General features: G+C 59.5%; 10 protein-coding genes. All 10 read right to left on the reverse strand.

Annotated elements, in window-relative coordinates; translation table 11 throughout:
* Positions 1-6: 6 nt before the first annotated feature.
* On the reverse strand, positions 7-960 hold the full coding sequence (locus BMS17_RS24435; RefSeq protein WP_046030298.1) for a glycosyltransferase family 2 protein: 954 nt from the start codon (positions 958-960) through the stop codon (positions 7-9).
* A 15-nt stretch (positions 961-975) separates the two neighbouring features.
* A complete protein-coding gene (locus BMS17_RS24440; RefSeq protein ID WP_046030297.1) occupies positions 976-2,289 on the reverse strand; it encodes an O-antigen ligase in 1,314 nt (437 codons plus the stop codon).
* On the reverse strand, positions 2,286-3,398 hold the full coding sequence (locus BMS17_RS24445) for a glycosyltransferase (protein WP_046030296.1): 1,113 nt from the start codon (positions 3,396-3,398) through the stop codon (positions 2,286-2,288). Before BMS17_RS24445 ends, BMS17_RS24440 begins: the two co-directional genes overlap by 4 nt.
* On the reverse strand, positions 3,395-4,477 hold the full coding sequence (locus BMS17_RS24450; RefSeq protein WP_046030295.1) for a glycosyltransferase: 1,083 nt from the start codon (positions 4,475-4,477) through the stop codon (positions 3,395-3,397). The genes BMS17_RS24445 and BMS17_RS24450 overlap by 4 nt, the downstream gene beginning before the upstream one ends.
* A gap of 2 nt (positions 4,478-4,479) precedes the next feature.
* Positions 4,480-5,184 (reverse strand): WecB/TagA/CpsF family glycosyltransferase, encoded by a 705-nt coding sequence (locus BMS17_RS24455; protein ID WP_077431958.1) that lies wholly within the window; start codon positions 5,182-5,184, stop codon positions 4,480-4,482.
* Positions 5,185-5,197: 13 nt separating this feature from the next.
* Positions 5,198-6,538 carry a UDP-glucose/GDP-mannose dehydrogenase family protein gene (locus tag BMS17_RS24460; protein ID WP_077431959.1) on the reverse strand — a complete coding sequence of 447 codons (1,341 nt, stop codon included), beginning with the start codon at positions 6,536-6,538 and terminating at the stop codon, positions 5,198-5,200.
* Positions 6,539-6,568: 30 nt separating this feature from the next.
* Positions 6,569-7,960: an undecaprenyl-phosphate glucose phosphotransferase gene (locus BMS17_RS24465; protein WP_046030291.1), complete on the reverse strand. Its 1,392-nt coding sequence runs from the start codon at positions 7,958-7,960 to the stop codon at positions 6,569-6,571.
* Between the two features lie 180 nt (positions 7,961-8,140).
* A complete protein-coding gene (locus BMS17_RS24470) occupies positions 8,141-10,453 on the reverse strand; it encodes a polysaccharide biosynthesis tyrosine autokinase (RefSeq protein ID WP_046030289.1) in 2,313 nt (770 codons plus the stop codon).
* A gap of 2 nt (positions 10,454-10,455) precedes the next feature.
* Positions 10,456-10,989 (reverse strand): polysaccharide biosynthesis/export family protein, encoded by a 534-nt coding sequence (locus BMS17_RS24475; RefSeq protein WP_046030287.1) that lies wholly within the window; start codon positions 10,987-10,989, stop codon positions 10,456-10,458.
* Between the two features lie 12 nt (positions 10,990-11,001).
* Positions 11,002-12,186, reverse strand: coding sequence for an outer membrane beta-barrel protein (locus tag BMS17_RS24480; protein ID WP_371916711.1), 1,185 nt, complete (start codon positions 12,184-12,186; stop codon positions 11,002-11,004).
* Positions 12,187-12,190 lie beyond the last annotated feature (4 nt).

Consider the following 12,190-nt stretch of genomic DNA (forward strand, 5'->3'; position numbering starts at 1 on the left):
ACCGGTTCAATGAGCGGTGGTTGACGCCGTTGCCTTGCGCAATGTTCGAACACAGGCATAGAGGTAGCGCAAGGTCGGTTTGCCGTTGGCGAAGATCAGCGTTTGCCAGGAATAGTCCAGCATTCGCCGGTAGACGCCGATCACGTCGGCATGCTCGCCTTTGCGGGAAAAGGCATTGAGAAAGTCAGTGTGGTTGCCCAGCACGAAATCGATCCGTTGCTGCTTGCTGAGCTGCGCGCCGTAGCGGGCGAGGTACACCTCGATGAACCTGATCTTGTTCGGGTAGTACTTCTTCGGTTGCGCGGTCATGTTGCCGGCATTGACCGTGCGCTCCAGCAGCACTTGCGGCACCGTGTGGATCTCCCAGTGTTCGGCGATCCGGGTCCACATGAAGCGGTCTTCGGAGTAACGCAGGCTGGCATCGAAGCCGCCGAGTTGCAGGATCACGTCACGCTTGACCAGCGCGGTGGATACGCCATTGAGGACGTTGGCGTGGATGAAATCGTAGAAATGCCGGCCGTTCTTGCGCAGATTGTCCATTTGCCGCCTGCCGTCGCTGTAATTGACCTGCGTGTAGCAGTCGATCAGCCCCACCGGCCGGCCTTGACGACTCAGTTCGTCATACAGGGCCAGCTGTAGCTCCAGCTTTTGCGGACGAAATTGGTCATCGGCATCGAGAAACGCCACAAACGTCTCCTCAGAGTGCCGCAGACCGTGGTTGCGGGCGCTGGCCTGGCCTTCGTTGGCCTGGTGCAACAGCGTCAGGCGAAACGGCGCCGCGAAGGCGTTGACCCGTTGTGGCCCGTCATCGGAGGAACCATCGTCGACGACGATGACGTGGTCGGGCAGTCGGGTTTGCCCGGCCAGGGACGCCAGTGTTTGCTCAATGCTGTCGGCGCCGTTGTACATCGGGATCACGACACACACTGTATGCGGTAAAGACGGGGCTTGGTCTGACACGGGTGTCTCTCCTTTTTACGCTTTGGCTGAATCGCGCGGTAATGCCCTGCCAGACGGACGCTGACGCAGGGTTGCCGGGGACAACTCGGGATAGGTCGCAGGGTGATGCCGAAAGGACAGGGCCAGGGTGCAGAACACCAGGAACTCGGCAGAGCGGTAGTTGGGAATCACGTACGCCACGTAATTGGTGACGGCGAACAGACCGATGATCACCAAGGCGCTGGCGCGAAACTGCGCAGACTGGTTCGCCGTCACGGCCCGGTACTGTTTGATCAGCGCTTCAGCGAGCAGCAGAGCCAGCGCGGTCAGTTGGATGATGCCGCCGTTGAGCAGGGTCTCCACGTAACCGCTGTGCGCGTTGCCGATGTAACCCCAACGCTTTATGAACGCGGCGGCATCGGGGCTGGACCAGAAGGCGCCGAAGCCATAGCCCTTGAGGTATTGATCGTCGACAAACGGCCCGAGCAGCTCCCAGATCATCGTGCGGTCGGTGAGTGACGGGTCACGACCGGCCATTTCCAGCAACACCGCAAAGTTGCTGTAGAGGAACAGGCACACCAGCAGGTAGAGGAGGGTGCAGCCGAGGAACAACAGCTGCGATCGGTTCATGCGTAAACGGATCAACGTCAGGAAATACCCGTAGCTGATCGTGCCGGCAATGACCAGCACCACCCCGGTCGCCGACTGGGCAAGCAAGATGGCAATCAGCGAGAAGAACGAGCAGAACAATGCCCAGCGGTTACGCTGGCGAATCATCGGCAGCAGCAACAGGATCGCGATGGCGTTGATCCGTGCGCCGGCATTCTTCTCCATGAAAATCCCTTTGAACGCGCCTTCGCGAATACCGCCGGAAACGAACGCGGCGCTGGGCATGACCAGCGCCAGGATCAAACCGATCAACGCCGCCACGCCAATGGCGCAACCGAGCATGAAGGTGATTTTTTCGAGGCTGTAGTTGTAGGCGATGAAACCGGCGAAAAACACCACGCTGATCATCGCGACAAATCGTTTTAGGCTGAGCATCGGGTCAGAGGACCAGCCGATGGAGGCGATCACGCAGAGTAGGAACACCAGCAGAAAGAAGTTGCCGCGGTAAAAGCTTTTGCTGAGGAAGACCTTATTGCGGATGAAGAAAAACAAGGGCACCAGCAACGTGATCAGGCCGCAGATCTGGTTGGTCACGTTGCCTTCGAGGTCTTTGTCGATGTCGTCGAAACTCGAGGCGCTGCCCAAACCGAGGACAAACGAAATCACCTGGATGTAAAACAGCACACCGAACAAGGTGAAGCCGTCACGCAGGGTGGAATAGCGGATCTCCAGTCGGTTCATGGCGAGGGACTCCCGAGCAGGGCGCTGAGGTAGGTTTTTACCGCGCTGGCATTCATGAAACGGGCGGCCGCGTCGAGGCGCGCCTGACGGTGTTCTTCTCGTGGGGTGGAGAGTTGCAGGGCAATCGCCTGCGCCAGGGCCATCGGGTCATCGACGGCCACGAGGGGGGCGACGACACCATTGATCAGGATGTCTTGCGGGCCATGCGGGCAACGGGTCGAAACCACCCGAGTCCCCGTGGACAACGCTTCGACCAGCGCATTGGGGCTGCCTTCGAAGCGCGACGACAACACGAAGCAATCGGCCGCCGCCACCTCTGCCATGGGCTCATGGGTGTAGCCCGGCAGGTCAAGCCGATGCCCCACGCCAAGCTTGCGAGCCTGTTCCAGCAATTGATCGCGCAAGACGCCTTCACCAAAAATGATCAGGCGCGCGTCGCGATTCGGCAGCGCGGCGAACGCGGTAATCAACGTATCGAAGCCTTTTTGCGGGGCTAGGCGACCTACGGCGACAATCACCGGGTTGGACGCTTCCAGCAGCCAGGGATGGCTGGGCGGTTGATGCGGTTTTTCCCGAAAGTCGTTGTCGAGCACCGGATTGTCGGCAATGGTCACGTCCTGGCGACGGGCAATGGTGGTGTCGATCAGGTCTTGGGCGACGCCGCGCGAGACGCAAATCACCGGGTTGGGAATCAGCCGATACAGCAGCGGCGCCACCGTGTAGGCGACGCGCACCATGAAGTCGGGGTTGACGTGTTTGTCGTGGGAGAACGCGTTGCGTTCGCTGACATGCAGCCGCGACAGCGTCCCCGACAACGCGGCGGCGACAATGGCGATCACGTTGACGTGAGTGAGCGCCGCCAGTTGCGCGTCGAAGCGGTTTTGTCGAAGAAAACGCACCAGTGCCGGTACGGCCCTTGAACTGCGCGGGCTGCGCAATTCGACCTTTTTTACCCGTGGGTCGAGGTACGCCGCGTTGACGCCACCGCCGGTGAGCATCAGCAGGGTCACGTCATTGCCCGCGTCCACCAGCGCCCCGGCCAGGCGCGTCATCATTTTTTCCGCCCCGCCTGCGCTGAGGTCGTGCAGGATAATCAGCAACTTTTTCATTGATTCCACACCTGGTAGTACGCTTGCGCGGCGTCCTGGCTGGTGTACTGACGGATCGCGTCAGAAATCATGCCTTCATTGACGGCGACCCGACCCTGCAAAAACAGGCTTTGCAGCATGCCTTCGGCCAGTGCCGGCGCATCGTTGACGTTGACCAGTTGGCCGAGGCGGCCGTTGTCCAGCAATTCTCTGGGCCCTGTTTCGCAGTCGCTGGCCAGCACCGGCGTACCCAGCGCCAAGGCCTCGATCAGCACCGTCGGCATGCCTTCATGCACCGAGCTGAGAATGAACAAACGTGCGTTCTTGAGCAGCGGATAGGGGTTGCTCAAGAACCCGGTGAAATGCACCCGGTGCGCGATACCCAAGCGATTGGCCTGTACCGCCAGCTCACCTCGCAAGGGACCGTCGCCGGCAATCACCAAATCCGGTACCGCCTCGCTGTGCAGGGCCATGGCATAGGCATCGAGCAGCAAGTCAAAACCTTTTGGCGCCACCAGACGGCCCAGGCCCAGCCAATAATTGCGCGGAATTTCAGTGGGCAACGGCGCCTTGGCGGCGTGCAGCAGTTGATCGTTGATGACTGCGTTCGGGCAATAGCGGATGCGCTGACTTCCCCACGGCATCATGTCAGCCAGGGATTGACGCAACACCGTAGACACCGTCACCACCTTGCCGCTGCCACACAGGTACAACGCGTAGAGCAGGCGCAGGCCGGCAGGGCTGGTTTTCTGCTCCGTGCAATCGAGTGTGGCGTGGCGGCTATAGATGACCTTGCAAGGGCTGCCGAGGGTGGCGAACCATGTGCAAAGGTTCGCCTGCTCCTTGGCGGAAATGAGGTGGGTGATGCCTTCACGCTGAATCAACCGGCGCAACAGAATGATCGATTTGAGCCATCCGAGCAGACCCCGACCGCCGCCGTCATTGAGGCTTTGAGCCCCTTGCGTGTCCGGCGTGTCGCCGTTGATGACGAAGAAACTCACGCGCTGGCCGTCCTTGAGAAACTGCTCGGACAAGCGCTGCTGGACGCGCTCGACGCCGCCACCCGACTTGAAATCCTTGAGGATGAACAGAATGTGCATGGTCATTCCCCGACACGGATGGTGACTTTGTGCCGAACGAGCATTGCCAGTAGTTGCAGGAAATTGCCGGGGTAGTCGACGAGGTAGCGTTTGATGGTGTGCGGCTCGCGGTACATCCGGTAGAACGCGCGCAAATGCAGGCGATTGATCACCTCGGGGTAGTACTGACACGTGGCCATGGCCTCCTGGCGAATGAACCCGCCACAGGTAAATGCCACACCGTGAAAGCCTGCGCGCTGCGCATCTTGTACGAACTGCTCTTGCAATCCGGCACCGAGGCCGACGATCAGGACATTCGCGTCGCTCTGGCAGATGTCGCGCCGGATGCCCTTGGCTTGCGCCACATTGAAGTAGCCATTGTGATAGCCGGCGATGATCAACTGCGGGTAGCGGGCCTTGATCTTGCTGATGAACAGCTCCAGTTCGTCCTGGTGGGCGCCGACGAAATACACCCGTTTACCCGATTGCTCGGCGCTGCCCAACACCGGGTCGGCGATGGATGTGAAGTCGAAGCTGACCCGGCCGATGCTGCGCCCGGTCACCTGCGACATGAACGCCGACATCAGCATGCCGTCGCAAAAGTAGGCGACGGTGCCCGGAGTGTCTTTGAAAAAACTGCCGATGGACGCGAAGTTGATGAAGGAGTACGCCTGATTGGCGTCGAGCAATTTCGGTGAGTAATGCCTGACAATCTTCAGCTTGATCATGGCCTGACTCCTTTCAGATGACAGCGCGGGTCTGTCGGCCGACGGACACGTAGGTAAAGCCGCGTTGGCTCAAGCGCTGCGGATCGAACAGGTTGCGCCCGTCAAAAATCAGCGGTTGTTTGAGCTGTTGGTTGATCAGGTCGAAGTCCGGCGCACGGAACGATTGCCACTCCGTGACGATGATCAGGGCGTCGGCATTTTTCAGCGCCGCTTCTTTGGTGCCCGCCAAAGTCAGGTCATCGCGTGATCCATAGATACGCTGGGTTTCTTCCATGGCTTTGGGGTCGAATGCCTGGACGTTGGCGCCGGCGCGCCACAGCGCTTCCATCAACACCCGGCTTGGGGCTTCGCGCATGTCGTCGGTGTTGGGTTTGAAACTCAAGCCCCACACGGCAAAAGTCTTGCCGCGAAGATCGCCGTTGAAGTAATCGAAAACCTTGGTGTACAGGCTGGCTTTCTGTTCGTTGTTGCGTGACTCGACAGCCTTGAGTACTCGTGCATCGATATCGATGCTGGTGGCCGTGTGAATCAGCGCTTGCACGTCCTTGGGGAAACACGAACCGCCGTAGCCCAGGCCCGGGTAGATAAACTGATAACCAATGCGCGGATCGGAGCCGATGCCGTGGCGGACCATTTCGATGTCGGCACCGAGTTTTTCCGCGATGTTGGCTATCTCGTTCATGAAACTGATCTTGGTCGCCAGCATGCAGTTGGCGGCGTACTTGGTCAGCTCGGCGCTACGGATGTCCATGACGATGATCTTTTCGCGGTTGCGATTGAACGGTTCGTACAGCTCGCGCATGACCGCTTCGGCGTGCGGGCTATCGGTGCCGATGACGATCCGGTCCGGGCGCATGCAGTCTTCTACCGCACAGCCTTCCTTGAGAAATTCCGGATTGGAGACCACATCGAACGTCAGGTCGCTGCGACCCTTGTCGGCCAGCACCTGTTCGATGTGCGCACGCACCCGGTCGCCGGTGCCCACCGGGACCGTGGACTTGTCGACGATGATCCGGTGGCCGTCCATGTTCAGGGCAATGGTGTGCGCCACGCTCAGCACATATTGGAGGTCTGCCGAGCCGTCTTCGTCAGGCGGCGTGCCCACGGCGATCAGCAGCACCTCACCATGGCGTACGGCGCTGGCCAGGTCGGTGCTGAATTGCAGGCGGCCGCTGTGGTAATTGTCGAGCACCAGGCTCCTCAGGCCGGGTTCGTAGATCGGCAAGGTGCCGTCCTTCAAGGCCTCGACCTTGGCGGCGTCGACATCCACGCACATCACCGTGTGGCCGACTTCCGCCAGCGCAGCGCCCTGGACAAGGCCCACATAACCAATACCGAATACGCTCACATTCATGGTCAAACCTCAGAGAGTCGAAGCAGGGCGTCAGTAGATGTTTTTCGAAAACAGCGTGAAGGGCGTCTTGATCAGAATCTTGATGTCCAGCCACAGCGACCATTGGTTGATGTAGTTGAGGTCTTGGGCGACGCGCAGCTGCATCTTTTCCACGGTCTCGGTTTCGCCACGATGCCCGGTGACCTGGGCCAGCCCGGTAATGCCCGGTTTCAGACGATGGCGCGCCATGTAGGCCTGCACTTTGCCGGTGTAGTAAATGTTGTGGGTGACGGCATGCGGGCGCGGTCCGACCAGGGCCATTTGCCCGAGCAACACGTTGAACAGTTGTGGCAGCTCATCGATGGAACTGCGGCGCAGGAAGCGTCCAACCGGGGTGACGCGGTCATCGTCACGAGTGGCCTGGCGTACCTCCTGATCGTCGTGGACGCGCATCGAACGAAACTTCCAGACCTTGATCACTTCACCGTTGCAACCGTGGCGGTTTTGCTTGAACAGCACTGGGCCAGGGGAGGTCAGCTTGATGGCGGCAGCGACCATCACCAGCAGCGGGCTGAGCAAAATGACGGCCGTCGCCGCCAGGCTGCGTTCAAACAGGTCCTTGCAAAACAGGCTGGCCGGGTGCGAGCTGATCAGGCTTTCGTTGAGGTAAATCGCCGGCATTCTCTCGATCTCGGAGATCGAGTGATTGAGCAGCACCATGCTGCCGAAATCCGGGATCCACACCACGTCGACATTCATGTCCAGCAGGTCGATGTACAACGCCTCGATAGTGGCGGCATGGGCCATGGTCAGGACGATGTAGACGCGCCGCACATGCAGGCGGGTGATGATTTCGCGAATCTCTTCGACGCGGCCCAGCAGCGGCAGGATGCTCGGCGCCGGGCCGATGTCGTCGGCGGTGGCGATAAACCCCAAGGCCAGTGCGCGGTTTGGCTGTGACAGTTTTTTCGCCAGTTCATGGGCGGTCGGGCAGGTGCCGATGATCACCGAACGGCGCTCCTTGCAGACCATGCGCGCGTGCAACCGTGCAAAGTAGTGCAGGGGCAGAAAGCTCAACGCCTGGACCAGAAAACCCAGGACCGCCCAGACCATGATGACCTGGCGCGAGTACTTCGCACTGGTCTGAGTGATGAAGGCAATGGCCCCCAGAACGGCCAGCAAGATCAGCCAGCCCGCGAGCAATCGACCGAGCCCGACCAACAGGCCGTGACGCTTGTGGTAGACCTGCATCAGGCTGTAAATCGGCACCGAACCGAGCACGGTCAGGATGATCAGAATGCGGTAATCGCTGGTCAGGCTGCCGACGCGCATCAACACGAGCAGCATCAGCAGCGAGGTGGTCAGCGTCATGGCGCACACCCACTGGGCCCAGAACGTCAGGCCGCGGCGGTGCGTCAGATGAGCGGTATAGAGCGGAGTCATGGGCTTGACCTCAAGGCAGCAGTAGTGCGCAAACGCTGGACGGGCAGACACGGCGTGGCTCCCGCAGGCTTTTCCGTAGCTCGGCAGAGGTGAAGCAGCTTTTTTGTTGTGTTTGAGGTGATGCAGCTTTTTGTTATGGCGGGGCGTTGTGGTGAGGGGGGAAAGCCCCCCTATCACTCATTACCGGGACGCGAAGTCGTAGTTGTAAAAGGTTCGGGAGTGGTTGTAGCCGTACTTGCGCGCCTTGCGCAGGTCGACCTGGTTGAGCACGGTGCCAAACACCGGTACGTGGCTTTGTTGCAACATGGCAATGCCCCTTTGCACCTGGCCGATTGACGTGCTGTCGGCCTTGACCACATAAATCACCGCGTCCGAATGCTGGGCCAGCAGCAGCGCATCACTGATCATCTCGGCGGGAGGGGAGTCGATGATGATGTGGCGGTAACGCAACTTGAGCGCTTCGAGCATGCGGGCCATGCGCGGCGAACTGAGCAAGTCCTGCGGTGGAGGCTGGCGCGCCGGATTGAGCGCATCGGCGGGAGACGGCAGGCGCGGCGCGGTGAACACATCCACCGAGGACGGCCCCATCTTTCCGGCCGGCAGCAAGTCCAGATTGCCGACCGACAAGATGCAGTCCTCGAGCCGGGCGGTGCCGGCAATCACGTTGGCCAGTCCAGGGCTGTCCGGCGGGAAATCAAAGTTCAGCGCCAGGGTGGGTTGGCGCATGTCGGCATCGATCAGCAGCACACGTTCAAGGGCGGTGAGCGAGCTGGCGAGGTTGTTGGCAATGGTGCTTTTGCCCTCGCCGGCGACGGTCGAGGTGACCAGCACGATCTGCGACGGCATGTCGCTGCTTTGCAGCATCAGCCAGGTGCGCAGGTTGCGAATGGTTTCGGAAAAACGCGGGTGGTCATTGTCCTCAAACAACCGAGCCAGTTGCCGGCGGCTTTTCTTCACGACCAACGGCACGACACTGAGCAATGGAATGTGGAGCATGCTCTCGATGGTTTCATCGGTCTTGAAGGTGTTGCTCAGGCTGTCGAAGAGCAGGGCCAGGGCCACGCCGATCACAGCCGCCAGCAACCCGACGATCCCCACAATCAAGGTTTTGCGCGGTTTGCTGGCTTCCACCGGGACAATCGCCGGGTCGACGATGCGCACCTTGGTCGAGTCCATGTCGGCGGTGGCGGCGGTTTCCTTCAAGCGGGTGACGAAGGTTTCATACAGCGCACGGGTGCTATCGACCTCACGCTGGAACTCGCGCAGCTGAAACTCCTTGCGGGCGATGTCCTGGATCTGCGCCTTGTTGCTGTTGAACGATTGGCGCAGCGAGGCTTCGCTGGCCGAGGCGAGCTGGTATTGCCGCTCGATCCCGGCAACCACCTGCTGCACTTGCAATTGCAGGCTGGTGGTGGCGGCGCGCAATTCAGATTGCGCGGAAATCAGGCTCGGGTGTTTGGGACCATAGCGCCCCGACAGTTCATCGACTTTCGCCTGGGCCTTGGCCCGGTCCGCCTGGAACTGCTGGACCAGTGGGTTGCTCAACACCGCGGGCACACTGGAGAGCCGGCTCAAGTCACCATTGCTCAAGGCTTTGGCCTGACGGTATTCGCTCTCGGCTTCGGCGCGGGTACGGCGGGCATCGACCATTCGGCTGCCAGTCATTTCCAGTTCGTTGGCGCTGATGGTGGCGACGCCGCCGACATCGACCAGGCCTTGTTCTTCGCGATAGCCCTGGAGTTTTTTCTCGGCCACGCGCAAGTTGTTGCGCAACTCGACCAGCCGCGTGTTCATCCAGGCCGTGGTGGACTGCGAAGACTTCTCGCTGGTGTCGATCTGGCTGTCAGTAAAGCCTTGGGCCAATGCATTGGCCGCTGCGGCGGCAAGATCCGGGTCGGGCAGTTCAACCTGGATTTCGAGCAGTTGGCTCTTGCCGACGAACTTGACCGTGGTGTGCAGCATCAGGTTTTGCGTGACCTGGTTGAAGACGTCTTCCTCGGTCGGGGTGTCCTTGACGGGCATCAAAATGGCCAGACCGGGGATCCATTGGTCGAGCTCCAGGGCCGCCAGCCACTTGCGCGGCGTGAACCAGGGCGCCGGTTGCTGGCGCGGGTCGGTGATCGGGTTGGTGGTGAGATTGAGTTTTCGCACCGCGCGTTCGGCCAGGTCCCGGGATTCGAGAAGGGCCTGCTGGGTCTGCAAGTAGTCAGTGGCGTTGGTGCTTGAGTCCTTGACTTGCTGGAAGGACATCAGCGGTGGTGTTTTTTCGTTGAACAGCAACGTGGTGCTGCCGATGTATTGCGGGGTAATGAGCGAAACCGCCACCGCCGCCAGGGCACAGCTAAACAGGATCAGCCAGCCGATTGTCCATTTTGCGCGCCAGATCACCCTCCACAGTTTGAGTAGGTCAATGGTGTCTCTGTCTTCGCTGTGCTGCTGATGCACGTGCGTTTGCAGAGGACGTTCGACGTAGGTGCTAGGGCTGTTGTCCATGATTAGAAAAAGCCTTGTGCAATGGAAATGGTGTCGCCGGGAGCAATCGTGGTGTTGCGGGTGACTTCATCGGTGAGCGTCGCACCGCCATCGCCGCGCACGATGGTCACGCGTTTGATCGAAGCGCGTTCCGTCAGGCCACCGCCCAATGCGATGGCTTTCTCCAGGGTCAGGCCGGGTATGAACGGATAGCTGCCGGGTTTTTGCACTTCGCCATTGATGTAGAACGAGCGGTACTCAATCTGGCTCAGGCTGACCTTCGGGTCGGTCAGGTAGCCCTGTTTAAGCCCGTCGACGATGATTTTTTCGACCTGGTTCGGTGTGAGCCCCTTGGCGGAAATCTCACCCAGGAACGGATAGGAAAACGTGCCGGCGTCACTGAGACGGATACGTTTGAGGCTCAATTCCGGTTCGCCAAATACCGTGATGCGCAAGACATCCCCGGCCGCCAGTTTGTACTGAGTACCGGAATCCGCTGCATGGGTCGTGGGGACAACCAGCAAAGTGAACAACAAGCCAAGAGTCTGTGAGTTCATGTCGAAACCCTCCTAAAGGCTTACGTTGAAGCTGATCGAAACAATGTTGCGGGTGAAACTTTCATTGTCGGCATCGGAATCGTTATCGCGGTAGCGATAGCCCAGTTCGATATCCAGCCAACGGCGCATGGCGTAAATCAAACCCAGGTTGTAATCCTGGAGATTGTCTGTACGGCTTTGGCCTTCGTAGACATACCGACCGTACCCGGCCTGGGCCACGGAGGTGATCCGTTCGGTCCAGCCATGACGCCAGCCGACCTGGGTGAAGGTCGACTTCACGGCATCGGCGCCATCGTCACCTTCGGCGAGGGCCTGGCGAGCGAGGAAGGTAAATGTCGAATAGGTTCGGGGTTTCCATTGCATGTCCACTTGCCAGGTGGGGTTGTCGAGGTCTTTGGATTGGCTGCTGTCGAAGTTCTTTTTCTCATACCCGATACGGACTTTGCCTGTCGTGCGTGCGGTGACGTCCCACGTTGCACCGGCGAGTAGGGCATCGGATTTACTGCTGCGCGGACTGTTGGCCAGCAGGTAATCAAAATCGGTGTGATCGTATTCCAGCAAACCGCGGGTATTACTGCCGATGCGGTGATACCAGGTGGTGGTCACACCGGTGGTATTACGTTCTTTGTCGTCGTTGACGCCGTCGGCATTGTCGTAACGAAGTTCTGCATAACTGGCACCGAAATCGATCTGGTTATCTGCACTTTTGGCGCCGTAGGTATATAAACCGCCGACCCGTTTGTTATTGAGCTTGTCATTGACGCCTTCGACAGCCGTCGATTCCGTGCGCTCCCATTTACGGTATTCAGCTTCAAGTTTCAGGCGGTGCCGATCGGTGAATTCCATGATGCTGTCCGCCCGCACGCGATGGGCCGTGTATGAGGCGTCCGACTCGTCGTGATAGATGTAGCGGGCGGGTTGCCAGATCAGGCGAGTGGCGCTGTTGCGGTCTTCGGCCTTGAGCTCGAAGGAGGGCGCCAAACGGGTGATCATGGAAGACTGCACATTGCTTTCTAACTCACGAAAGTTGTCATCGTAACTTTCAGAGACTAAAAAAGTCGGTGTGAAGTTGAAGCCGTAAACGTTTATGTATTGTGGGCGAATACTCCATGCCATCCCTGAATAAAGAGAGGCCGTGATCAGTGCAATAAGGCAGCGTGACTTCAAGGCCATGTTATAGCTCCTGAAAAAAAGCATATAA

Origin of the sequence: Pseudomonas sp. C9, assembly GCF_002000165.1 — a bacterium.
GTDB lineage: Bacteria > Pseudomonadota > Gammaproteobacteria > Pseudomonadales > Pseudomonadaceae > Aquipseudomonas.